The organism is Flagellimonas meridianipacifica, assembly GCF_003001695.1.
GTDB lineage: Bacteria > Bacteroidota > Bacteroidia > Flavobacteriales > Flavobacteriaceae > Flagellimonas > Flagellimonas meridianipacifica.
In genome coordinates, this window is record NZ_PVYX01000001.1 from 1,365,328 (window position 1) to 1,389,271 (window position 23,944).

Annotated in this window: 27 protein-coding genes; 13 read left to right on the forward strand and 14 right to left on the reverse strand. The window is 39.5% G+C overall.

Annotation, left to right across the window (positions count from 1 at the left end):
• Positions 1 to 20: 20 nt before the first annotated feature.
• Both CLV81_RS20530 and CLV81_RS06195 read right to left on the reverse strand, forming a co-directional pair.
• The gene (locus tag CLV81_RS20530; RefSeq protein WP_158259079.1) at positions 21 to 158 is read right to left on the reverse strand and encodes a hypothetical protein; all 138 of its coding nucleotides are present in this window, start codon (positions 156 to 158) and stop codon (positions 21 to 23) included.
• A gap of 139 nt (positions 159 to 297) precedes the next feature.
• Positions 298 to 1,863, reverse strand: coding sequence for a hypothetical protein (locus tag CLV81_RS06195; RefSeq protein WP_106144162.1), 1,566 nt, complete (start codon positions 1,861 to 1,863; stop codon positions 298 to 300).
• A gap of 149 nt (positions 1,864 to 2,012) precedes the next feature.
• Here CLV81_RS06195 and CLV81_RS06200 point away from each other — a divergent pair, with 149 nt between their 5' ends.
• From CLV81_RS06200 to CLV81_RS06210, 3 genes are all read left to right on the forward strand, one after another.
• Positions 2,013 to 2,453, forward strand: coding sequence for a molybdenum cofactor biosynthesis protein MoaE (locus CLV81_RS06200; protein ID WP_106144928.1), 441 nt, complete (start codon positions 2,013 to 2,015; stop codon positions 2,451 to 2,453).
• A 4-nt stretch (positions 2,454 to 2,457) separates the two neighbouring features.
• A complete protein-coding gene (gene moaC / locus CLV81_RS06205; protein WP_106144163.1) occupies positions 2,458 to 2,886 on the forward strand; it encodes a cyclic pyranopterin monophosphate synthase MoaC in 429 nt (142 codons plus the stop codon).
• Positions 2,887 to 2,961: 75 nt separating this feature from the next.
• Positions 2,962 to 3,261 (forward strand): hypothetical protein, encoded by a 300-nt coding sequence (locus CLV81_RS06210; RefSeq protein WP_106144164.1) that lies wholly within the window; start codon positions 2,962 to 2,964, stop codon positions 3,259 to 3,261.
• Positions 3,262 to 3,267: 6 nt separating this feature from the next.
• Here CLV81_RS06210 and CLV81_RS06215 read toward each other — a convergent pair whose 3' ends face one another.
• Positions 3,268 to 4,218, reverse strand: coding sequence for an NAD-dependent epimerase/dehydratase family protein (locus CLV81_RS06215; protein ID WP_106144165.1), 951 nt, complete (start codon positions 4,216 to 4,218; stop codon positions 3,268 to 3,270).
• 65 nt (positions 4,219 to 4,283) lie between these two features.
• Here CLV81_RS06215 and CLV81_RS06220 point away from each other — a divergent pair, with 65 nt between their 5' ends.
• Positions 4,284 to 4,781 (forward strand): hypothetical protein, encoded by a 498-nt coding sequence (locus CLV81_RS06220; protein ID WP_106144166.1) that lies wholly within the window; start codon positions 4,284 to 4,286, stop codon positions 4,779 to 4,781.
• Entirely contained in the window at positions 4,768 to 5,265 is a 498-nt protein-coding gene (locus CLV81_RS06225; protein ID WP_106144167.1) for a nuclear transport factor 2 family protein, read from the forward strand. The genes CLV81_RS06220 and CLV81_RS06225 overlap by 14 nt, the downstream gene beginning before the upstream one ends.
• 8 nt (positions 5,266 to 5,273) lie before the next feature.
• Here the strand turns inward: CLV81_RS06225 and CLV81_RS06230 are convergent, their stop codons facing one another.
• The 4 genes from CLV81_RS06230 to CLV81_RS06245 all read right to left on the reverse strand — a co-directional run bounded on the left by CLV81_RS06230 (position 5,274) and on the right by CLV81_RS06245 (position 9,668).
• The gene (locus tag CLV81_RS06230) at positions 5,274 to 5,975 is read right to left on the reverse strand and encodes a tetratricopeptide repeat protein (RefSeq protein WP_106144168.1); all 702 of its coding nucleotides are present in this window, start codon (positions 5,973 to 5,975) and stop codon (positions 5,274 to 5,276) included.
• Positions 5,976 to 6,088: 113 nt separating this feature from the next.
• Positions 6,089 to 6,508, reverse strand: coding sequence for a hypothetical protein (locus CLV81_RS06235; protein ID WP_245911938.1), 420 nt, complete (start codon positions 6,506 to 6,508; stop codon positions 6,089 to 6,091).
• A gap of 78 nt (positions 6,509 to 6,586) precedes the next feature.
• The gene (locus tag CLV81_RS06240) at positions 6,587 to 7,396 is read right to left on the reverse strand and encodes an SDR family oxidoreductase (protein ID WP_106144170.1); all 810 of its coding nucleotides are present in this window, start codon (positions 7,394 to 7,396) and stop codon (positions 6,587 to 6,589) included.
• Positions 7,389 to 9,668: a M28 family peptidase gene (locus tag CLV81_RS06245; RefSeq protein WP_106144171.1), complete on the reverse strand. Its 2,280-nt coding sequence runs from the start codon at positions 9,666 to 9,668 to the stop codon at positions 7,389 to 7,391. The genes CLV81_RS06240 and CLV81_RS06245 overlap by 8 nt, the downstream gene beginning before the upstream one ends.
• A gap of 121 nt (positions 9,669 to 9,789) precedes the next feature.
• Here CLV81_RS06245 and CLV81_RS06250 point away from each other — a divergent pair, with 121 nt between their 5' ends.
• Positions 9,790 to 10,260, forward strand: a complete 471-nt coding sequence (locus CLV81_RS06250; RefSeq protein ID WP_106144172.1) for a CBS domain-containing protein — start codon at positions 9,790 to 9,792, stop codon at positions 10,258 to 10,260.
• Positions 10,261 to 10,265: 5 nt separating this feature from the next.
• Here the strand turns inward: CLV81_RS06250 and CLV81_RS06255 are convergent, their stop codons facing one another.
• Genes CLV81_RS06255 through CLV81_RS06265 form a run of 3 tightly spaced genes read right to left on the reverse strand, consistent with a single transcriptional unit; the run spans position 10,266 to position 14,357 of the window.
• On the reverse strand, positions 10,266 to 10,619 hold the full coding sequence (locus CLV81_RS06255; RefSeq protein WP_106144173.1) for a hypothetical protein: 354 nt from the start codon (positions 10,617 to 10,619) through the stop codon (positions 10,266 to 10,268).
• A 9-nt stretch (positions 10,620 to 10,628) separates the two neighbouring features.
• Positions 10,629 to 11,201: a pentapeptide repeat-containing protein gene (locus CLV81_RS06260; protein WP_106144174.1), complete on the reverse strand. Its 573-nt coding sequence runs from the start codon at positions 11,199 to 11,201 to the stop codon at positions 10,629 to 10,631.
• A gap of 9 nt (positions 11,202 to 11,210) precedes the next feature.
• Positions 11,211 to 14,357 (reverse strand): VPS10 domain-containing protein, encoded by a 3,147-nt coding sequence (locus tag CLV81_RS06265; protein ID WP_106144175.1) that lies wholly within the window; start codon positions 14,355 to 14,357, stop codon positions 11,211 to 11,213.
• A 159-nt stretch (positions 14,358 to 14,516) separates the two neighbouring features.
• Between CLV81_RS06265 and CLV81_RS06270 the strand changes: the two genes are divergently transcribed.
• Together CLV81_RS06270 and CLV81_RS06275 are read left to right on the forward strand one after the other, a co-directional pair.
• Entirely contained in the window at positions 14,517 to 15,266 is a 750-nt protein-coding gene (locus CLV81_RS06270; RefSeq protein ID WP_106144176.1) for an SDR family NAD(P)-dependent oxidoreductase, read from the forward strand.
• A gap of 38 nt (positions 15,267 to 15,304) precedes the next feature.
• Entirely contained in the window at positions 15,305 to 15,886 is a 582-nt protein-coding gene (locus CLV81_RS06275) for a TetR/AcrR family transcriptional regulator (RefSeq protein ID WP_106144177.1), read from the forward strand.
• 31 nt (positions 15,887 to 15,917) lie between these two features.
• On the opposite strand, the gene CLV81_RS06280 is transcribed toward CLV81_RS06275, so the two are convergent.
• Positions 15,918 to 16,412: a DUF6265 family protein gene (locus tag CLV81_RS06280; RefSeq protein WP_106144178.1), complete on the reverse strand. Its 495-nt coding sequence runs from the start codon at positions 16,410 to 16,412 to the stop codon at positions 15,918 to 15,920.
• 33 nt (positions 16,413 to 16,445) lie between these two features.
• The gene (locus CLV81_RS06285) at positions 16,446 to 17,144 is read right to left on the reverse strand and encodes an SIMPL domain-containing protein (protein WP_106144179.1); all 699 of its coding nucleotides are present in this window, start codon (positions 17,142 to 17,144) and stop codon (positions 16,446 to 16,448) included.
• A gap of 140 nt (positions 17,145 to 17,284) precedes the next feature.
• Between CLV81_RS06285 and CLV81_RS06290 the strand changes: the two genes are divergently transcribed.
• The 4 genes from CLV81_RS06290 to CLV81_RS06305 all read left to right on the forward strand — a co-directional run bounded on the left by CLV81_RS06290 (position 17,285) and on the right by CLV81_RS06305 (position 22,474).
• Positions 17,285 to 18,583 carry an MGH1-like glycoside hydrolase domain-containing protein gene (locus tag CLV81_RS06290; RefSeq protein ID WP_106144180.1) on the forward strand — a complete coding sequence of 433 codons (1,299 nt, stop codon included), beginning with the start codon at positions 17,285 to 17,287 and terminating at the stop codon, positions 18,581 to 18,583.
• Between the two features lie 47 nt (positions 18,584 to 18,630).
• A complete protein-coding gene (locus CLV81_RS06295; protein ID WP_106144181.1) occupies positions 18,631 to 20,235 on the forward strand; it encodes a sodium:solute symporter family protein in 1,605 nt (534 codons plus the stop codon).
• A 71-nt stretch (positions 20,236 to 20,306) separates the two neighbouring features.
• Entirely contained in the window at positions 20,307 to 21,323 is a 1,017-nt protein-coding gene (locus CLV81_RS06300) for a S66 peptidase family protein (protein WP_106144182.1), read from the forward strand.
• Positions 21,323 to 22,474, forward strand: a complete 1,152-nt coding sequence (locus tag CLV81_RS06305; RefSeq protein WP_106144183.1) for a glycerate kinase — start codon at positions 21,323 to 21,325, stop codon at positions 22,472 to 22,474. Before CLV81_RS06300 ends, CLV81_RS06305 begins: the two co-directional genes overlap by 1 nt.
• Here CLV81_RS06305 and CLV81_RS06310 read toward each other — a convergent pair.
• Both CLV81_RS06310 and CLV81_RS06315 read right to left on the reverse strand, forming a co-directional pair.
• Positions 22,460 to 22,855 carry a hypothetical protein gene (locus CLV81_RS06310; protein ID WP_106144184.1) on the reverse strand — a complete coding sequence of 132 codons (396 nt, stop codon included), beginning with the start codon at positions 22,853 to 22,855 and terminating at the stop codon, positions 22,460 to 22,462. The two genes, CLV81_RS06305 and CLV81_RS06310, sit on opposite strands and share 15 nt — an antisense overlap.
• A 3-nt stretch (positions 22,856 to 22,858) precedes the next feature.
• Positions 22,859 to 23,458 (reverse strand): GNAT family N-acetyltransferase, encoded by a 600-nt coding sequence (locus CLV81_RS06315; RefSeq protein WP_106144185.1) that lies wholly within the window; start codon positions 23,456 to 23,458, stop codon positions 22,859 to 22,861.
• A 93-nt stretch (positions 23,459 to 23,551) separates the two neighbouring features.
• On the opposite strand from CLV81_RS06315, the gene CLV81_RS06320 reads away from it, so the two are divergent.
• Positions 23,552 to 23,944 carry a VOC family protein gene (locus CLV81_RS06320; protein ID WP_106144186.1) on the forward strand — a complete coding sequence of 131 codons (393 nt, stop codon included), beginning with the start codon at positions 23,552 to 23,554 and terminating at the stop codon, positions 23,942 to 23,944.

Sequence of the window (23,944 nt, forward strand, 5' to 3'; positions counted from 1 at the left end):
TTAAAAGATAGGGGTATTCTCTAAATTTTTACCTTACTTCCTGAAACAATTAGTTTTTTAACTGCCACGGAACCCTTTTTTACCCGGTCTGCGGATGGTTGGGCACCGCCAATTGAAATTTCATACTCCTCAGGTTCCACAACTTTCTCGCCTGGCACCTTGAAGCTATTCGCTTTAATGCAAAAAACTATAGAAATGTAGCATGAACAATACTATATTTCTTACGGACAACCCTATCCTAAGGTAAAGCACAAATGGGAAGTAGTTATTGAACTTTTGAGCGCGATTGTTTTCAAATCAGTCAAGCGGAAAAGTAAGATCATATACGTCTCCAGCTTCATTTCTTTGAATAAAGTAAAAGATACGATCTTGGTAATTTATTTCCTCTTCCCGCTTGGTAAGAGTAATTGATAAATTACCCATGTTGTTTGTAGCATTGATTGAAAACCCTTTGGCATTCAGGTTTTCAATCACCCCTGAAGGGATTTCCAGATTTTGAAAAGGAATTGAGACAGAACTACTGTTGTCATCAATATAAAATCTCCTAAATAAAATTGGATTTGGCCCCGGGCCTTCTATGTCCTGAGTCAAAACATGACTGTCATAGTCTCCGGAAACGTTCACGATATCTCCTGTTTGATTGATGGTTAAACTTGGTATTAGTGGTTCAGAAAGACCTTTAAACGATGCAAACACTTCTCTTCCGTCATTAAAATCAATAAAAAGTCTTTGCCGCATTACTTCGTAATCCAGTATTATGGGAAAGCTGTAGGAAGTTGGATTTAACCCTCCTGATACGGAATATAGTTCGTGGTCATTGTCAGTCGAGTAACGTTCTATATTTAAATATCCATCCAAAAATAAGGTGTAACTTTCAGTATCAGGTGGAAGGTTATTCGTAACCCTATCTTCCTGAGATAGGGTGTTGAAATTGTTGAAACTAATCATAGTATCTTCAAATTCGGTCAAAATAAGATATCTGTATGAATCCAAATTTGATGTTGTAGGAGAGGAAGTGGAGTAAAGAAAAATGTTTTCTACTGCTTCTTTATCATAAGAGACGCTAGAACTAAGAAAGATATAATCTTTACTGTTGGCAGTAACTCTTGTATTAACAGGAATGTCACTTATATTCAAGTTGAAACTTTCGTTTCTCATAAAGGGCCTTCTATTTAGATTGAGAGTGCCCACTGCCTCCTCCACCGTCATAATTTCTATACCCGGCTCCAAACTAGCAAAAGACTGAGCATTGTTTATATTGGGAATTGTTCCTTTTCCTAAAAAGTATTGTGTGGCAACAATCTTTTGTCTGCTAAAATTTTCTGGCGCATAAAGTGTAATATCATCAACACTTTGAACCAACATGGAAGCAACCAATTCGCCAGTTTCTTCAGAGTTTATTGCCAAGTAAACATCTAAATTATCGGTAGGGAGTAAGAACAATTCCAATTCTGTTGACCGGAATAATAATTTCTTTAATTCAAAGGTCTCACTCTCGCTTCCCTGATTATCACTGTCATCAGTTGATTGTACGGTGATAGTTGTTTCTCCAGAAGGAAAATCAAAAGGGTCGAGTTCATAAGAGAACGACTTTTGGGTTGTGGTAAACACTTCATCTCCATTGACCAAGATAGCTGTATTTACATTGTTCGAAGCATCCGTAACTGTGACTTCTAGAGTTGTCAATACCTCTATAAGGTCTTGAAGTCCAGCAATCCTAATGGTAGGTGCTGTTGTGTCCTCTTCGCCTTGGGTTGGTGGATTTGGATTGGGGTTTGGATTGGAGTTAGGTTCAGGTTGGTCAGAATCACTAGAACAGCTTAAACATATTGCTAGAAACAGCAACAGGGAACATTTTTTCATGAGGCTATTGGTTTGTAAGATTAAGATAACTAAACCTAGACCCTCTTCCTATACTTTTCTATTAAAACCTAATTTTCCCTTTTTAAAGGAACCTTAAGAATACTGTGCAAAGCGGATATTTGTTTCCTACCTTAGCAAAAAGCTTTTCTATGGAGAAGAAAGTAAAACAGGTTTTTAAACAAGGAGCTATACCTCCAAGTTTCATTGCAGATTCCATTGCCAAACAGCAGTCAAAAACACAGATTGGGGCCCACGACATTTTCTTGGGGCAAGTACGGGCGGATATCATTGAAGGTAAAACGGTCACTGCCATTGAGTATACTGCCTATGAAGAAATGGCCAATCTTAAGTTCGATGAAATCAGGGAATCTACTTTTGAAAAGTTTGATATCAACTGCATTCACATTTATCATAGTATTGGTAAAGTAAGGGTTGGCGAGATTTGTCTGTTTGTTTTTGTTTCCTCTCCGCATAGGAAAACCGCCTTTGATGCCCTGCAATATGCGGTTGAAGAAATTAAGGCTGAGGTCCCGGTTTTTGGAAAGGAACTTTTTGAGGATGATTCCTATCAATGGAAAGTGAATACATAGACTTATGGTTGATATTACAGAAAAAAAATCTACACATCGTACCGCGATAGCACAAGCCATTGTAAAGGTAAGTTCCCAGGATACCATTGAGGCTATAGAGTCTGGTTCAGTTCCTAAAGGCAATGTGTTTTCCATGAGCAGAGCGGCGGGATTTTTAGGAGTGAAGAAAACAGCAGATTTACTTCCGGATTGCCATCCGCTACCTGTGGAGTTTTGCGGTATCGAGTTTCAAGTCGAAGATTTGGAGATTCAGGTTTTGGTGACCGTGAAAACTTTTTATAAAACGGGAGTAGAGGTTGAAGCTATGCACGGGGCCAGTGTGGTTGCGCTCAACATGTACGATATGCTAAAGCCGATTGATAAGGGTGTAGAGATTTATCATATCAAATTGCTAAAAAAAACCGGCGGAAAATCGGATATTGACAATAGTTGACTTTTGTCGAAAAAACTTCCAAACGAATTATTTTTTGTTCTAATTTTAGTTTGATTAGATAATTGGGCTTTAATCATGAACAACCTCAAGCGCGTAATTGTCGATTATAAGAAACTCACTCCCGAAGTGCTAAAACTCTTGGTGGAAAAATATCCGGATGGTTATGGAGACAATGACATCATCAATTTCAAAAACCATAAGGGGGAGAGCATTGAGGCCGTTGAAGTGTCTACGGAGGACACCAAGTATTTGGTGAAAATCAGCTCCAAATTGGAGTATACCATGGCCAACTTTGATGATACTGAGGAAAGTGGTATTCCAGAGCCAATGGATAAACTACCAGATTCTGAGTTTTCCGATTCAGAAGAGGAGTGACCTAATTTAAGAGGACTTGGCGCTTAGATTTTCCAACATTGCCTTAGTAGTGGCCGCCAAATCAAAATCGGGCTTCCATCCCCAATCATTCCTAGCTGCACTATCGTCAATGCTGCTGGGCCAAGAATCCGCTATTTGCTGCCTGAAGTCGCTAGCATAGGAAATCTCAAATTCCGGTATGTGTTCGCGAATTTGTCCCGCAATTTGTTTGGGGGTAAAACTCATGCTGCCCAAGTTATAGGATGATCGCACGGTAAGAGCATTGGAATCACTTTCCATAATAGTAATGGTGGCCCTAATGGCGTCTTCCATATACATCATAGGAAGTTGGGTGTCTTCAGAAAGAAAGCATTGATATTTTCCTGCGTTCAAGGCTTCATGGTAAATGTCAACAGCATAGTCCGTAGTTCCTCCTCCGGGCATGGTTTTCCAGCTAATTAGTCCTGGATAACGAAGACTTCTCACATCCACGCCAAACTTTTTGTGATAATACTCGCACCATCTTTCCCCCGACTGCTTGCTTATCCCATATACAGTACTGGGTTCCATTATTGTGTTTTGAGGGGTGTTTTGTTTTGGGGTGTTTGGCCCAAAAACTGCTATACTAGAAGGCCAAAAAATTTTATTGATTTTCCCTTCTTTAGCTAGATTGAGGACGTTGAACAAGGAATTCATATTCAGATTCCATGCCCTCATGGGAAATTTTTCCGCAGTGGCACTGAGCATGGCTGCCATCAGATATACTTCTTCTATTTCATAATGCATGATTACGTCCTCAATGGCTTCATAGTTAGTGGCGTCCAATAGTTCAAAAGGCCCTTTCGACATCAAAGATTCACTACCTTCCCTGATATCACTTGCCACGATGTTATTGGCTCCGTGTTTTGCGCGAAGTTCCATGGTAAGTTCCGTTCCAATTTGGCCACAAGCTCCCAAGATGAGGGTTGATTTTTGCATTGAAAAAATAGATTATTTGCGTTATCGGGTAAAGATAGCCTTTCTTAAAATTTGTACATTCGCTTATGCGAAAAACAAGAGCAATCATTATCCTATTGGTTGTATTGGGCTGCAAAGAAAAGCAAACTGTTGGGGCAGACTCACAAAGTGAATCACAAGAATTCAACTATCAAAAATTGCCTAAAAAATTGGAGGTAAGTGCAGAAGCTGCCATAATCTTGGATGAATGGCCAGAGTTTAAGGCATTGAACAGTAGTGTTGATGTCCTATATAAATCCACCAATAATGAGGATCTTAGTTTGGCCATTGACGATTTGTTGGAAAAAGAAAAAGAGCTTTCCGCCAGCACCTATCCCGAACCTTTTGATTCTTTTCAAATAAAAAGTAGGCAAAGGGTCTTTAGGACATTGCTTTTAAAAGTCAAGGCTAGTGTTTTGAATAAATCGGACACTACGGAACCCACGATCGAATTGCTTGAAGCTTATAATATTATTCGGGAACAGTTCAATAGTATACTTAGCAGCCAATTGGACACAAAACTAATTTTGGATGAAGAAGAGTAAATTAATTTTAGTATTGGTATTGACCGTTCCCTTTTTGGGAATTTCGCAGGATTCAGAAAAATCTGCGATTGGCATCCTCTTGGATGCTTGGCACAAAGCTGCTGCAGATGCCGATTATGAAGGGTATTTTTCCAAAATGACCGATGATGGGATTTTTATTGGTACGGATGCTACCGAGAATTGGCAGAACGAGGATTTTCGAGCATTTTCCAAACCCTATTTTGATAGGGGTAAGGCATGGGATTTTACCTCTGTGCAGCGAAATATCTATATAGGCGATTCCGGAAACATTGCTTGGTTCGACGAGCTATTGGATACTCAAATGGAGCTATGTCGTGGTTCAGGGGTTCTTAAAAAAGAAAATGGGCAATGGAAAATTGCTCACTATGTGCTTTCAATAGCTGTTCCCAATGAAAATGTCGCAGATTTGATAAAGCTTAAACAGAAAAAGGACAGTATCCTATTACTTCAACTTAAAAAATAAGGAGCACTTTAATTCTGTTCTCCCTCAGCCGTTTTTTCCTTTCTTGCCACCAAGGCTTGCTTGCTCAGACTGGCCAAGTTAAAATTAGGTTCGATTTTTAAGGCTTCATCAATGGATGCAATGGCAGTATCAATGTTGTTTTTATCCTTGTTGTAGACAACCAAACCCTGTAAATGGTAAAATGCCGCCTTTAATGCAACTTCATAGGGCTGTTGACGCTCGTAGAAAGCATATTTCATCTCATCTGTTGCATTGGCTATCCCATAATCTATATTGGTCGTGGCGCCCTCATTGTCACCCACTTGTATTTTTAAATCAGCTAACTCATATGCCAAGTACGCAGAAGGAGTTCGGGTAAACAATAATTCGAAATGCTCGATTGCTCTTTTGGGTTGATTCAGGGCTTTCAATGAAACAGCTTTCACTTGAACGGCCAAGTCGGAATCATCCGTTTTCTTTTCGATACCAATGGTATTCAAAGCCTGTAAGTGTTGATTATTGTTCATGTACACATAGGCCAGAGTGTCCTTTCTCTCTTTGGAAGGGGACAAGACATTCAGGTGAGTTAAAGCATTGATTATCCCATTTACATCTCCTTGTAAACGCATTTCATTGTAGAAGGCTCTATAATGGTCCGCTAAATTGGTATTGGACTGGGCAAATGAGTTAAGCCCCATCAAAAACAATACTGCCCAAAGAATATTTTTCATGTGTTCCCTTTTTTAGTGGGCCAAAACTAAAAAAATTATTGGTATACCTCTGTTAAAGAAGAGGCAAAGACCTATGGACTTTGCTTTTTTAAAGAAACATCTTTCTTTTTAACTCAATAAATGGCCATGAAAGTAATATCCTTATTGGAATATTGTTTGAGCAATCTTGCATAAAACGCCAGACTTTTTACATCTTTTGCAAGACAGGATTTTAGAAAAGAGGTAAGCTGTTCATAAAAGAGGTTGACCGGCATTGTAGAAACAACCGTGTTTATGGTTTTTGGATCATACTCCCTATCGTTCAGTACCACATCCATTTTTATCCGGTGCCGATGATAATCTATTTCGACATCTGCGGCATTATAGTATTTTCTTAAAATCGACTTGTGAAAGTCTTGACATCTTGAGGTTATGTTATGGTTTGTACTACTTTTTGTAATCAAATTCTCCATCTCCATCAAGATTCTTGTCGCTAATCTTGAATCTCCCATTACTTTATCACTTAATCTGGTGTAAAAGTAGGTATTACTCAACTTAACTTACTTGTAATCAGTGTTTTGTTAACTTAAAATTATCTTAATTGTTGCGAAATGCCAATTTTCTGTGGTCAATTAAGAGACTATTGAAGTGTAGAATTTATGGGATTTGTTAATAAAATTCCTACTTTTTACAATTCCTCGAATACTTTTCGATGTAATAGCCTCATATCCCGGTTTTGGAAGATTTCTTTTTATGGCTTCTTGGGTGTAATATTCTTTTTTGGTGGGATGTAAGGGATAGACCGCATTAAAAGTTTCATCCCAATATTCATTCTTGATAATGGTATGGATTATATGGATACAGTCATCAAGATGAATAAGATTAACCGGGTCGTTTCCATTGGTCAATCCTTGCTTTTTGGAAAGCATGGTAACCGGATGTCTGTTTGGGCCAATCAAACCACCAAAACGGATGATAGTTGTTTTGAATCTTTGGTCTTTTTTCAATAGGTCTTCGCAAACCAATAACTGTTTTCCTGATTCGGTTAGAGGTTGCGGTGTGGCATCCTCCGTTATTTCACCCGCAATGTTTCCATAGACCGAAGTGCTACTTGCAAAAACGATGTGTTCAACAGAACTGTCCATTAATTTTGAATGAAGAAGCTTTATTTTTTCCACATAGCTTTCGGCGTTTGATTTTCTTAGACGAGGAGGTACGTTGATTACAAGAACATCAACATTATCCAAGAAATCTTTTATTTCACCTTCAATTGAATCAGGATAAAGAGCTATTTGATAAGGCTCAATCCCACTTTGCTTGAGCAATTCCATTTTTGAAGCGGAAGTGGTAGTACCAAAAACCTTATAGCCCAATTCCACCAACTTCTGGGCCAAAGGAAGCCCTAACCAACCACATCCCAATACACCAACTGATTTATTCAAACTTTAAGGTTTTTATGATTAGAATGGCATCATTCAATACAAAAGGCATTGGAATGCTGTTTTTTGGTCGTTCTGGTACTGTGAACAAGGGGTTGGTCAATAAATCGTTGCTAGATTCGTAAAAGGTAAGCTCCAAAACAGAATCTTTTGGAAAACTGAGTTCCAATTCTGTATAGTCATTATCACTTATAAAATGGGTGGCCAATCGCTGTTTTCTCTTTTCTAGGTAATAACTTGAAAAGGGAAGGTTGTTTATTTTAGCTGAGTTTAGGTGTATCGGGTTTGTATAGGTATCCAACCGATTTACATCCCGCCTAGGTGTAAGGCACAGCTCCAAAACTCGTTCATTTCCTATGATTGTATCTCTAACGGTATCTATTAATGGACTTTCTATGGCCTTTATCTGGGTATTCTTCACATAAGTGAAATTAGAACGGTATTTACTGGGAATGGTTCTAAATTCATCTGGTTCCGGTTCTTTTTTGTCTTTTCCCAAATATTGGCTGTTCCACTCAATCAGGGAATGATCATAAGTGGCCCAGATGGCTTCATCTTTATCAACATCATGAACATACATCAAACTGCTAGGCTTTGGCCTTTCTTCCGTGAAATCGGATTGTATATGCCCCGAAATACTTAAAACAGCAAATAGGAATATGAACAGATAGGCAAATCGATTCTTATTTTTTAATTGGGCCAGATAGGGGAGTACCAAAAAGAATAATAAGGTGCAAAATAGAGTTGAGGCAATGAGCATTTTCAAACCAAGGCCGACGGGAAACATCTTAATGAATGGGGCATAAATGAAAATCGCCGGAAGGCTCAAAAAAATCAATAGAAAAGGATTGGGTTTTTCTTGCTTTATGTAGACAAGTAATGCCGCGAGAACTCCAAAAACGGGAATCACAAAAAAACTAGCCCCTTTTAGATAGAAAGCTACCAACCAACAAATTACCGTCCAAAGCAAAATGGGAAATACCAAAAGGTCTTGGGTTTTTGTCTTTCTGAACCTGTGATAGACCCAAAAACAAATGGCACAAGCCAAGAGAGTATAGATTGCAATATACGTATGACCGTTGTATGTGAAGCCGTGCAACATATCCTTAAATTCAGGATACCACCATGTAATAGCCGTCCAGGCAAAATATCCAAAGGCACCATTGATGATAAGAACAATAAGGGCTGGCAATATTCCCCTAAGAATTCCCTGTGTGGAGAATTGCTTTTTTCTGAACCCATAAATAAGCAGACCCATAAACAAAAGGCTCACAATCCATAGCATTGGGAAAATCCATTCGAATGGATAGGCAACGAGGCCGTAAAACGGAAGATTTACATAAATCAAGTCGTTCAGACTTTTAAGATTGGTCAAGTCGGCTTGGCTAAAATGGTCCAATAGTGGCATCAAATAGGAACCTTGATGGGCTAGTGTTTTTTTGTCCAATCGGTCATGAACGTCCAAAGCTGTGTGGTAGTCAAAATGATCATCGATAAAGGCAAAATTGAACCCCTCAATATCACCATCTTCTCTAAACACCGTTAAGTCTGTATCGTTGGGCAGCATTTTGTAAATGCTGTATGCCAAGGAGTTGGCAACAGGGAATTTGGGATTTGCTTTTATGAACTCATTAATTAACCGTGCATTGCCTCTATTGGTTTCTACTAGCATGTAACTTGGACCTCCGCTTCCTCGAGCCTCAAAGTTCAATACAAGTCCAACATCTTTAGCCCAAGGGTGCTCATTGACAAAAAGCTCAGCTCCATTGAGGCCAAGTTCCTCCGCATCGGTAATTAAAAGAATGATATCATTTTTTGGAACGCTTTCTTGGGCTAAATATGCTCGTATACCTTCCAAGATTGTGGCAACACCACTCCCAGCGTCACTAGCTCCAAAGGAGGAGTGAGGATGGCTATCGTAATGGGACATTAACAGTAGGGCTTTCCCTTCGGCAGTACCTTCAATACGCGCTAAAATATTTTTGGCCTTGGTCAATGTTGAGTTATCTCCAAGTACAAATCCTTCCTGTAGGGATGTTTTCAAGCCAAGTTTTTTAAGCTCCGAAATAATATAAGCCCTTACTCTTTCGTGTCCTGGAAAACCTAACGAATGAGGTTCCTTGGATAGATTTTCCACATGGAATAGAGCGCGGTCCGTAGAGAATTTAGAAGAAGCTACATCAATGTCTTTTTCATATTTTGGCATAAGGGACCTGAAGCTCCAATACACCGCTAGAAGCAGAAAAAAAAATGCCAGAGTTCCCGACCGTTTCATAGTAAGTTATGTTGGTAGCTAAATTTATGAAATTCTCAAAGGTTCTCACATTAGGCCTTAAAAATTTAAAAAATTCGCGGAATTTTCCTATATTTAATATTCAACCTTAAATAATAACCCTATGGCAATCAAGAGTTTTCAGGGTGCTCGGTCAAAGGAATCCGGGAAGAAAGAATTCAATGCACCTATTTTAGTAGAGGATTACATGACGAAAAAGTTGATTACTTTTTCTCCCGAACAATCCATTTTAGAAGTAATGGAAGCTTTTGCCAAACACCATATTTCAGGTGGCCCTGTTATGGATAAAAATGGGTTTTTGGTTGGGATTATTTCGGAAGCGGATTGTATGAAGCAAATCTCGGAAAGCCGATACTTCAATCAGCCTATTTTGGATAAAAGTGTTGAGAAGTACATGACCAAAAATGTACAAACCATACCTCACGATATGAGCATTTTTGACGCTGCGGGTGTCTTTGATAAGCACAACAGGCGTAGACTTCCGGTAATGAAGAACGATATTCTAGTAGGACAAATAAGCAGAAAGGATATTGTTATTGCCGCATTGAAACTAAATGCGCAAAACTGGAAATAGCTTTCTTATTCCCGCTTCACAATCATATACCTGTCGTTTTCCAAGGGTAGATATCCAAAGTCGTATAAAAAGTAATACGTGTTGCCTTTTTTGGTGGTATATAGATTGGTAAAATACTCAAAGTCAAAACCTTTGTCCATGAGTCGCATCTTGGTAGTTGTGGTTTTGCCATCTTTTAAAGGATGCCCACTTAGTATTCTATAATTTTTTCGGAGCTTGTTATTTATATTTCTTAGCAAGTTCTTGGTATCCTTGTTCATGCGATTGTTGTAGCTGTTTCTGCAGTGGTCTGAGCAGTACTTTTTATCTATCCTGCCAACTACTTTTTCGCCACACTCCAAGCAGGTTTTTTCCAACATGGTTAAGATTTAGGTAACCACAATATCGTATTTTTTTAATAAACCGATACTGTTCTCCTTACTGAAGCGTGCTTTTTTGAGGTGATTTTTCTCCGGGTCTATCTCAAAGTTGAAAGCTGTATTAAAATCCACTTTCTCCAAAATAGTTTGATAAAATATGGCCTTTTCCAAATTGCAATTATGAAATGTGGAGCCCGTAAGGTTGGTTTCGGTAAAATCAGTTTGCTCAAAACTACATTCTTTAAAACGGGTTTTTGAAAGGGAAAGTTCAAAAAAAGAGGCAAAACCAAGATTACAATTGGTAAAACCTATGGATAAAAACAGGGTGTCGCAGTCTTCAAAACGAAGTCCGATTAATTTGGAGTCTAAAAAGAAGCATTCCTTAAAAGTTGTGTGTTTGACATTGGCATTGGTCAAATCACAATCCACAAAATCACATTCCATGAAGGTTTGGTTGTCCAAAAAACCATTCGAGAATGTACAGTTACGAAAAACGCAATTTTCGTATTGAGCCTTTGGAAGAGGTGTTTGAGAGTAATCTTCACCTATATATTCCTTATCGGCAATAAACGGTTTTTGCATCGGGATGTGCTATTCTTTTAAAAGAATGGCTGGTAGTTTAAGTTCTTGAAAAAGGCTATTAAACTTAGCCATTTCATTACCCACTATTGCCTTCTTTTCATTTTCGAATGTACTCCATCTGCCCAAAAGGTCTTTAAGACGTTCCTTGGCGCCTTCGGTCACTTTGGGGTCAGCTACATCGACAAACCCCTTGAGATGCATGAAATCAGCATTCAACTGGTTGTGAAAATTAATCACATCCTGAAATGTTTTCTGATTGGGCTGGATAAGTTTTTCTTCCCAGATTTTTATTCTTTTTACCAAAGAGTCACCAAGTTTGATGAGTTCCTTTGCATTTTCATTCTCCTTTAATAAATCGTCATAGGCCAAGAGTTGTTTTTTTGCTGAACGCATTTGGTTCACCGCTTCGTGCATGGTGGTAATGGCATTTTCAATCTGATTTAGCATTTGCTGCTGTTCTGAATAATCCGATTGGCTCGCATTAATTTTTGGGTTTGCGAGCACCCTAGCTTCCGTTTCAACAGTTTCACCATCTAAAGTAAGGCGCAAAGTGTACGAGCCAGGGCCTACCCTTGAGCCATTGTAATTCCCGAAAACAAAAACCTTGTCTATGGCCGGTATCTGGTCCTTTCTGAAATCCCAAGCAAATCGGTTGAATCCTTTTTTTGATGGAAGGACAACAGGTTTTGGCGGTCCCCCTGGCCATGATTTAAAATCTTTGGGTTTTTTATTGGTAAGGGTTCGGATAACTTTACCATTTTGCAACACTTCAAGCTTCAAATCCAATGTATCCGCTTTTTTCGGGAGATAGTAATCAAAAATAACTCCCGTTTTCGGGTTTTGACCCAATCCTGGAATTGGCTTTTCAGGGCTACTTCCAAAAATGAGATAGGTGTCTTTTGGTGGAAATATGCTTAAACTGGTTTCGTTGCCAGTCGTATTTTGTATGGGTGATAAATCATCCAAAATCCAGAAAGAACGACCGGCCGTAGCTACAACAAGGTCGTTGTCTTGAATGATAAGGTCATTAATGGGAACCACAGGAAGATTCAACTGGAATTTTTGCCAGTTCAGACCATCATCGAAAGAAATGTAAAGTCCTGTTTCGGTACCAGCATATAGAAGTCCTTTTCGCTTTTTGTCTTCCCTAACCGCTCGGACAAAGGTATGTTTGTCTTCAATCCCGTTGGTGGTTTTTGTCCAGGTAGCACCGTAATCCGTGGTTTTGTAAACATAGGGTTTTAAATCCATAAACTTATATTTCATTACCGCTATGTATGCTGTGCTTGGATTGTGAGGAGACACCTCGATGCTGTTAATAATACTTTCCCCTAAATTGGGAGGGGTAATGTTTTCCCAAGAGTTACCTCCATTTTTGGTAATGTGTACAAAACCATCATCGGAACCGGCGTAAAGAACTCCTTCTTCATGGGGAGATTCCACTAGATACATTATGGTGTTATAGTTCTCACCTCCCGCGGCTTCATTGGTGTAAGGTCCGCCACCGGGACCTTGCTTCTCTTTATCGTTTCTGGTCAAATCCGGACTCACCACTTCCCAACTTTGTCCACCATCTTGTGTTTTGAACACCACATTTCCGGCGTGATAAATGGTATTTCTATCATGCGGAGAACTAATGATTGGTGCATTCCAATTATATCTGAACTTAAAGTCCTTAGGCACTTTGCCCAAACCCAATTCGGGATATTCTTTAATCGGTTTGCCTTCTCTCGAAGCCTTTACCCATTTTTCAATAATACCTTGATAACATCCACCATATACCACTTCTGGATTATCTGGATCAAACGCCAAATAAGCGCTTTCACATCCAGCAACAGAATACCAGTCTTTCCAATCAATACCTCTATCATTGGTTCTACTGGCTATGGCAATTGCAGAATTATCTTGTTGCCCACCGTATACGTTATAAGGAACCAAGTTGTCGGTTATTACCCTGTAGAATTGTGAGGTAGGTTGATTTTGTTGGGTGCTCCAGCTTTTTCCTCCATTATTAGAGACGTTGGCTCCTCCATCATTGGAATTTATCATCTTGGAGTTATCAAAAGGATGTATCCAAAGATGGTGGTTGTCACCATGTGGTGTCGGAAGCGGAGTAAATGTTTTGCCGCCATCAATGGATTTGGTTACAGGAGCATTGAGCACGTAAACCAGATTCTCATCCTGTGGGTCTGCGAAAATCTCCATGTAGTACCAAGAACGGGCAATGTTGATTCGGTTGGAGTTGACCTGTTTCCATTTTTTTCCAGCATCATCACTTCGATATACACCTCCTTTTTTCCCCTCGGCCTCAATTACGGCAAAAACGCGTTCTGGATTGGCTCTTGAAACAGAGATTCCTGCCTTTCCGAACTCCTTGGGTAATCCTTCTTTGAGTTGTTCCCAATTAGAACCACCGTCAACGGATTTATAGATTCCCGAATTTTCCCCTCCGGATTCAATTTTCCAAGGAAAACGCTGGTGTTGCCACATAGCGGCATAAAGAATCAAAGGATTCTTCATATCCATAGATAAAGATGAAGCACCGGTAATCGTATCTACAAAAAGGACACGCTCCCAAGTTTCCCCACCATCAAGTGAACGATAAATACCTCGCTGTTCGGATGGGCCATACTGAGCACCTTGTGCTGAAATGAATATAATGTCAGGATTGGTAGGGTGAATAATCACATCGGATATATGCCGGGTTTCATCAAGACCTATATGTTTCCAAGTTTTGCCTGCATCGGTTGATTTATAAACACCATCACCCATAGAAGTCATTACTCCCCGAGCAGCATGTTCGCCCATTCCCACAATCACAATGTTTGGATTGCTTTCTGAAACTGCTATTGCACCAACGGTTCCAGTGTTTAACTGGCCATCGGAGATATTTTTCCAGGTAATACCGTCATCCACAGTTTTCCAAATACCACCACCCGTTGAGCCCATATAATAGGTCATGGGTTGACCAACCACACCTGAGGAAGCTACACTTCTTCCTCCACGGAAAGGACCTATATTTCGCCATTTGAGACCGTGAAACATAGAATCTTGGAGAACGACTTTTGGAGAGGAAGCATTCCTTTTACGTCGTTGTGCTTCATGACTATTGGGTATTAAGAATAAAAGAACTAAGAGAAAAGAGAAAGGTTTCATTTGAGTTGGAATTAGTCCTTTGAAAGATACAAAACCCTAATCGATTTGTTAAAAGAAAGATAAAATCAATTTTTTATTTGGAACGAACGTTCTAAAATATATATGTTTGTATCGGAATGAACATTCCAAAATAAAAAACAACAAATAAAATTTAATATCATGAAAAAATTAGAAAACAAAGTAGCCATAGTTACAGGAGCAACCAGTGGTATGGGATTGCAAACTGCGAAAAAATACCTCGAAGAAGGTGCAAAAGTGGTTTTGACTGGAAGAAGTCAAGAAAAATTAGATGCCCTAAGAGGTGAATTGACGGGGGACTACCTATTGGTAAAAGCTGAAGCCTCGAGCACCGAGGACAGTAAAGATTTGATTGCCAAAACCGTTGAACACTTTGGTAAAATTGATGTTTTATTTCTAAATGCTGGAATTTTCAGGGTCGAAACCATTGATGGTTTAACCGAGGAAATTTTTGATGAAGTCTACAACATTAACGTTCGAGGTCCAATTTTTACAGTTCAAGCTGCGTATGACCATTTAAATGAAGGTGCAAGTATTATCTTCAACACCTCGGTGGTAAATATGAAAGGATTTGGAGGGATGACTGCATATGCCTCTAGTAAAGCCGCCTTGCGTTCCGTGGTTCGCACCTTAGCCTCCGAATTTGGTCCAAAGGGTATTCGAGTAAATGCAGTCTCACCTGGCCCCATAGACACCCCAATTTATGGAAAACACAATGTGCCACAAGAAAACATTGATGCCATGGCATCAAATTTCCCGTCCATGGTTTCATTGGGTAGATTTGGGAATGCTGATGAGATAGCCGCAACAGCATTGTTCTTGGCATCTTCTGATAGCAGTTACATCACGGGAGCTGAAATCCCAGTGGATGGTGGATTCGCACAGGTGTAGTTTTTTTCGATAAATTTGGAACAATTATTCCAATAAAAATGCCACGAACAAAACAATTTGACGAAAACAAAGTATTGAACAAGGCTATGGAACTCTTTTGGGAAAAAGGGTTCCATGCCACTTCAATGCAAGATTTAGTTTCTCATTTAGGGATTAATCGGGCAAGCTTGTACGATACTTTTGGTGGCAAGGAAGAGCTGTTCAATAGGGCTTTTCAAGAATATCGAAATTCATCTGGGGATGCTGTAAAGGGAATTTTGGCAGCTGAACCTTCGGTGAAGAAGGGCTTTCATAAACTGTTTGATTTTGCCATTGAAGAGGCCGTTGGAGATACTTCCCGTAAAGGATGTTTCGTCGTTAATACGGCAACAGAGCTTATACCAAATGATGGTGCAATGCATAGTATTCTCCAAAACCATATGAACAGTGTAGAGGAGCTGTTCGCAACGCATGTCCAAAAAGGAATTGACAGAGGTGAAATCGATGCCTCAAAAAATGCCAAAGACCTTGGATTGATGCTTTTTACGTTTTATAATGGGTTCAGAGTGGTCTCAAAAATAGATTCGGACCCAAAGAAACTACAACGAATGGTTGCCGCAGCATTGTCCGTTTTAGATTAGGGGTTAGATCCTAAACTTCAAGTGGTTTTACTTAAGTTTTTACCCGTTCATACCGAAAGATAACTTCTCTTTCCTTCCCACTCTCGCTTACCAAAACATGAAAGTTGACATGGTCCTTGTCCATTTTTTCGATGGTCATTCCCTCAAAATACACTTTGTTATCTTCAATTTTCACCAACTTGAAATCAACGGTCTCATCTTTTTCTTCCCATCCTTTAAGGTCGCCATTAAAATGTTTCAGTTGAAGTATCAGCGTCTCATTTTGTTGTAAAATATGTCCTATTTCGTAGAAGGTAACCTCCCCATCGTTCATTAGCCTAAAAACAAACATCATTGAATTTCCTTGGGGTGGACTCCATATCTCTTCGGTCATGCCGCCAAAAGCTTCGCCCTTCCAGTGGCCAGCCAACAAGGATACTTCACTTAAGGAAGCTTTAGGAGATTCTTGGTTTTTTTCGAGTTGTAAAGTTTGCTGGGCACTTAGACTCATGGTCATCATTAGTGCCAAAAATACATTGGTTTTCATCGTTGTCTTTTTTAAAAGACGAACGAACTTCTTTTAATTGGACAAAGCAAACTTTACATTGACCGAAGTCTGCACTTTGATTTGTTCAAAATCTATGTCGAGCGGCTCGGCTTCGGCCATATCCATGGCCATAGACTTCATTTCCATGCGAGGTGCTTGGGCCCTGGGGTAATAGGGTATGGAAGAGTCTACAATATGGATTGCATTACCAACTGTTTGGTTCAAGGGAGCAGTAAGGGCTTCAGCCTTTTTCTTAGCTTTTTTTACCGCCTTTGATTTTAATTCCAGTTCCAAGGCTTCCATTTTGGAATATTCTGTTTTTTCCAAATAGGTATTCGCAATTTTTAGTTTTTCAAGCGCTGCCAAGGCCTCTCCTGCCTCTTTGCCTGAGTATACCAAGAGGGAATAGCGTTTGCTTTTCAACACATCTTTTTGGCGTAGGAAATACTTCTTGAAATTGCTGCTCAAATCCTTGATGAATAATTGTTTGTCCAAATCAATTCCTAGTGAGCGAAATGCCTGTGCCATTTTATTTTCTTGTTCTTCAACCGACTTTCTTCCCTTGGAATCCTTTTCGGTAATCGTAATGCTCAAGTATATTTTGTCCGAGGTCACCAGTGTATCAACCCGGGCGGAAGTCTCTAGGTAGGGAATATCCAGAAAGCTTTTGGTCTGTCCATAAGAATGGAAAGTAATTACCAATAAAAATAGGGTAATGGTTAACTTTTTCATTGAGGTCAGGTTTTAAGATAAATACTGTAATGCTAAGTTACTCGATAGAGACCAAAGTCTGTGCCAGAAGTAAAAACATCTAAAAAATCATTATGTTCGTTTAGTGAGCTTTATGGCTACCTTAGTACAAATACCAATCAATGAAAGAAAACCTGATAAAAAAAGCCATCGAAGTTTTGGAAAACAATTGGCAAGGCGGCTTCACTATTCCTGCACAGGGATTGTACCCTTTTCAATGGAAATGGGATTCCGGATTTATTGCAGTGGGGTACGCCCATTATGATATGCAGAAGGCGATAAAGGAACTGGAGACGCTGTTGGATGCTCAATGGGATAATGGTTTCATTCCCCACATTGTATTCCATAATGATAGTGATACCTATTTTCCCGGGCCAGACTTTCACCAATCCCGATTGCATCCAAAAGCTTCAAAAAAATATCGTTCAACCGGAATGGTACAACCACCAGTTCTAGGTTTTGTTTTAGAACGAATGTATGATGTTGCAGAAGATAAAAGCACTATTTTGTCCCATTTGGATAGTCTCATTGATAAAGTTTACGATAATCACGTATACTTTTATGAAAATCGTGATATTCATAATGAAGGTTTAGTCTATATCTATCACAATTGGGAGTCTGGAACCGATAATTCCCCCATGTGGGATGACATCTGGCCTACTATGGATTCGCCCGATTACGAATTTGAACGTAGGGACACTACCCACGTAGACCCATCACAAAGACCCACAAAAAGAGAGTACGATCATTACCTGCACATCATCGAGATAGCAAAACAGCACGGGTATGACGATGCCAAAATTGCCGAACATTCCCCTTTTCTTGTTCAGGACCCCTTGTTCAACGCCATGTTGTTACGTTCCAACGAAGCATTGATTAGATTATATGGATTGCTGAACAGAGGTGTGGATGAAATAGCTTACTTACGGTCAAAGCATAGCTTGGGAATTGATAGCATGAACACTAAACTTTTTGATGAGAATTCAGGGGCCTATTTGCACTTTGATCTCCGTTCCAATAAATTGTTGCCTTACATTTCATCTTCCTCCTTTGCACCTTTGCATGCAGGAATTCCAACAAAGGAAATAGCTTCAAAGTTAGTGGAAACCCTTACAAATAAGTTTGGGGATAAAGGCAAACTTTTATGCGCTTCATTTGACCCTACACACGAAAAATTCAATCCGAAGAAGTATTGGAGAGGACCTATTTGGATAAATATGAATTGGATTGTATTTCAAGGGTTGAAACGATATGGATTTAAAGATTTGGCCGAAAGAGTAAGGAAGGATTCAATTGAACTTGTTGCAAACCACGGTTTCTATGAGTATTTTGATTGCAGAAAGAATCATCCAAATGCATATGGAGGGAATAATTTCTCCTGGACGGCAGCGCTTTTGATTGATTTATTGCATTCAGATTGATGCTTTCATACTAAGGAATAATTGTATAACCAACCAATACTACCTAAATGAACTACATTGACTACATCATTATTATTGTATATCTGGTTGCCTTTTTGGGCATAGGGTATCTCTTCAAGGAAAACAAAAGTTCAGGAGATTATTTTCTTGGGGGCCGCAGCATGGGGTGGCTTCCTTTGAGTCTTTCCACCATGGCAACCCAGCTTTCTGCCATTAGCTTTATTTCTGCGCCGGCATTTGTTGGACTCAAGGATGGCGGTGGACTGCAATGGCTCACTTACGAATTTGGTGTTCCCTTGGCCATGGCATTTCTTATGGTAGCTCTAATTCCGACCTTATATAAATCTGGAATTGTAAGTGTTTATGAATATCTGGAAAAACGTTTTGATGCTTCCTCAAGGTTATTGATAAGCTTTGTTTTTCAGATTAGCCGTTCGGTAGCTACAGGTGTAATGGTATATACGATGGCCTTGATTCTTCAGGCAACCGTTGGGGTCGATTTCTGGATTTCGGTTTTGATTATCGGTGTCATTACGCTCGTTTATTCATTTCAAGGGGGTATGAAAGCTGTTATTTGGGGGGATGTTATCCAAATGATCATTCTCTTTTTGGGAATCGTGATATGTTTGGCCTATGGTATAAGCGAATTGGGAGGATTTGATAATTTCTTGACCAATGTGGATAAGGAACGTATCACTGCGGTGGATTTCACCAAATGGGGCTTTAATAATGCTGATAAAAATGACGAGTTTGGTTTTTGGCCCATGATTATAGGTGGATTCTTTTTGTATGCATCCTATTACGGTACGGACCAAACTCAATCGCAACGACTGCTTTCTGCAAAAGGGATGCCTACCATTAAAAAGTTATTATTGGCCAACGGACTTTTTAGATTTCCTTTGACGCTTACGTATTGTATCATGGGATTGGTCCTAGGTACCTTGTTGGTCCAGGACTTAGGTTTTCAAGAAATGATGGAATCCGTGTATCAAGCCAATATAGATTCCTTGGAGGGAAAAAAAGCTGATTTAATGGTTCCTGTGTTCATTATTAATTATTTGCCAAATGGTATTATTGGGATTTTGATTGTAGCCATTATGTCGGCAGCCATGTCTTCTTTAAGTTCGACAGTGAATTCCCTTTCGGCCGTAACTATGGAAGATTTTGTGAAGCGCTTTAAACCGGAAATGACCGATTCTAAATACGTGCTAACATCAAGACTTCTATCTCTTTTTTGGGGATTGGTCTGTTTGTTCTTTGCGTTTTTTGCTGGGAATATTGAGGGGACTGTAATTGAGGTAATCAATAAGGTGAGTTCTGTTTTTTACGGACCCATTCTTGCAGGTTTCATGTTGGCCATCATGACCAAGAAAACCCATGCTCTAGGCGCGAATATAGGAATTGTGGTAGGGGTTTTGTTCAATATGTACCTGTGGTTGTATGTACCTGAAGTATTTTGGTTCTGGTGGAATGCCATCGGCTGTTTGGTCACTGTAGTTGTAGCCATGGTTGTCAGTGCCTTTATCAAGAGAAAGGTTAATGAAGGTTTGGAGGTCGTATATTCCCCCTCGAAAAAAGAAGTGGCACTTTTACTTGGATTTTTTGCTTTTATCGTGGTATTGAGCATTTATATGCCCAAACTTCTATCTTAATCTAAATGTATTTGGATAAAAAAAGTCACCCTAAACCGAACTATATTTGAATCCTATTGCAATTGGGAAATATGAAAGTACTTACTTGTAGAATAGTTGTTTTTTGTCTTGTTTTATTCATATCTATTTCCGCTTTCGGACAGAATGATAACCAAATCTATATTCAACCTCCATTTTTGACTGCTGGAGATACGGTCGCGATAGTAGCTCCGGCTGGCATTCTTAAAAACCGAGAAAAAAGCATTTCAAAAGCGATGGAGATTTTATCTTCATGGGGATTACACCCTATTTTAGGGAAACATCTATATGCCAAGAACAATCATTTTGCAGGTACCGATGCCCAAAGGGCGGAGGATTTTCAGAATGCCATGGACGACCCAAGTGTTAAAGCCATTTGGTGTGCTCGCGGTGGATATGGTTCCATGCGGATACTGGATAAACTGAATTTTTCAAATTTTGGGAAAAGTCCAAAATGGATAGTTGGTTTTTCAGATATTACCGCTTTTCATGGGAAACTTGATCAATTGGGAATTCAAAGTATGCATGGCATGATGGCCGCGGGCTTGGAATTAAGTGAAGAACTTTCTGATGATACGCAGGAAAACATCAATAGCCTGAAGAAAGCCCTTTTTGGAGAAGTATTACGATATGATTTGGATTCATCCCCTCACAACAAAAGAGGAATGGCAAAAGGGGTTTTGATAGGGGGTAACCTTTCCCTGCTCCAAGCCAGTCTCCAATCTGATGCTAACCTGGATACAGAGGGTAAAATTCTCTTTATTGAGGAGATAGGTGAGTACAGATACAGTATTGATAGGATGTTGTATAGTTTGAAGCGAGCAGGTTATTTTGATGGACTTGCGGCCTTAGTAGTTGGAGAAATAAGCAAGGTAAGAACCAATACAACTCCATTTGGGATGTCAAATGAAGAGCTTATTTTGGATGTGGTCAAGGAATGCGATTTCCCCGTACTTTTCCATTTTCCCGCTGGACATGGAGATGAAAATAGGACCATGATTTTTGGAGAGGAAGTAACTCTTGACGTGGGAGTGAAAAAATCCGTAGTAACCTTCGAGAAACAAAATTGATGAAGTTTGTCTTGGCACCAGATAAATACAAAGGTTCACTTTCTGGCGAAGAGTTTTGTGATGCTGTTGAATCTGGTTTGCTTAAGGTATTTCCTAAAGCTCAGGTTTTAAAAAAGCCTTTGGCTGATGGGGGAGATGGAACCCTTGAGGTAGTCAAGCATTATCTGAACGCCGAAATTGTATCAACGACTGTGCAGGACCCATTGTTTCGGGAAATTAAATCGGACTATCTTTTTTCGAAAGACAAGGGGGTTGCCTTTATCGAAATGTCCGAGGCTTCGGGATATAAATTATTGTCCAAAACAGAGTTGAATTGCATGAACACAACCTCTTTGGGTACTGGCGACCTCATTAAAGACGCTTTGGAAAAAGGTGCCAGAGAGATTGTTCTAGGAATTGGTGGTAGTGCAACCAATGATGGCGGAATTGGAATGGCTACGGCTTTGGGCTATCAATTTTTGGACTCAGATGGAAATGAAATCAAACCTATTGGAAAGAATCTAAGTGCCATAAGCCGAATTGATGGTACAAATATTCATCCCAAATTACAGGGAGTAGAGTTCAAAGTGGCTTGCGATGTGAAAAACCCCTTGCACGGGAAAGAAGGAGCTGCCTTTGTGTATGGCCCCCAAAAGGGAGCAACGCCGGAAGATGTCATCGCACTGGATAATGGACTTCAAAACTTTGCAAAGGTGGTCCATAAAGAGTTTGGAATAGATGTACAAAACATTCAAGGAGCTGGGGCAGCAGGGGGAATGGGAGCAGGAGCAGTTGTTTTTTTGAAGGCTTCCCTTGCTTCGGGCATTGATTTGATTAAGGAAATGGCTCAATTCGATGAAGCGATACAAGGTTCAGATTGGATTATTACTGGTGAGGGTCAATTGGATAAGCAAACTTTATCGGGTAAAACGATTGCCGGTGTACTGCAAGCTGCCAAAAACTATCAAATTCCCGTGGCCGCTTTTTGTGGTTCGGTTTCGGTCAGTATTGAAGATTTGGAAACTATGGGACTGGATTATGTAACCTCTATAATCAATCAACCGGGAACATTGCAGGAGGTAAAGGACAAAAGCTTTGAGAATTTAGTGTTGACCGCTTATAATTTTGCCAAAGTCTTGAGAGTGAAAGAAAATAATTCAATCAAAGGGTAACAAATCCGGTTCCAAAAAGTTCTTTTTGGCTTCAAGGGAAGTATAGATATCGAATCCGTAGTGGCTTGCCATCAAATCCTTGAAATTAAACTTTAGTCTTGGGTTCTCTATAATGAAGCTTTGGAAATCCGAGCAATTTGATTTCAACATAAAATGATAAACAGCACGTACGGCAGCAATGGTCAACGTTTTATTGAATTTATCTGGAACACCAAGTTTGGTGGTGTACCCTTGAATTTGATTTACAATATTGGAAATTGCTTTATCAATACCGTATTGGGTAATATGAATCCAAGCCAATCGAATATGGGCTTCATGTGTGAAAAGCTCTGGAGGCAATATGCCCGCTTCAAATTGTTTTTCGAACTCTGAATTTGTCATCGATTAGGGGTATTTTTTGTTCATTTTATATTCCAAAGACATTTTTACGGTTGGCCATTCGCTGTTTAAGATAGAAAAGATAACCGTATCTCTTATATTTCCCATCTTATCAATACGATGGTTTCGGATAATTCCATCCTGTTTGGCCCCCAATCTCAAAATCGCATTACGAGAAGGAAAATTAAAAAAGTTAGTCTTAAACTCTACGGCAATAGCATCCAAGGTTTCGAAAGCATGCTGGAGCAAGAGGTATTTGCTTTCCGTATTAATTCCTGTACGCTGAACCTTTTGGGCGTACCAGGTGTACCCAATTTCTACTCTGCGATTGGGAGCATCTACACTGCAATACCTTGTGGAGCCCACAAGCTTGCCAGATTTTTTTTCAATAATAACAAAAGGTTGGGCGAGACCTTCGGATTCCTGTTGTAAAGCAAAATCAACATATGCGTCAAGGCTATCTTTTGAAGGAACAGAAGTGTACCAAATTTCCCAAAGATTCCCATCCGAAGCGGCTTCCAAAATCTCTGATTTATACGATTCTGTAAGAGGAAGTAACTTTACTAGATTTCCTTCCAACTCAACTGGGTTCAACCATTTAGCCATAACCGTGATTTTGATAATCAAATATAATGTGATTTTAAAGTTGGTTGTTATCTGAATCTTACTTTTGAGATTATAAATCGTGAACTGTGCAACATGGGACAGAATATAGGATTGTTGACCTTAGTGGTGAGTGAGTATGATGAGGCCATTGAATTTTATACTCAAAAAATGGGTTTTGATTTAATTGAGGACACGGTCTTGTCTGAAGATAAGCGCTGGGTGGTGGTTAAACCAAAAGGCTCAAAGGGCAGTGGATTGCTTTTGGCCAAGGTAGCTAATCCGTTACAGGAAAAAAGCGTTGGCAATCAAACTGGAGGCAGGGTATTTTTGTTTTTGAACACAGATGATTTTTGGAGAGACTATAAAATTATGATTGAAAAAGGGATCACTTTTTTGGAAGAACCCCGGGAAGAAGCGTATGGGACTGTATCGGTTTTTGAAGATTTATATGGGAACAAATGGGATTTATTGGAGCTAAAAAAATAA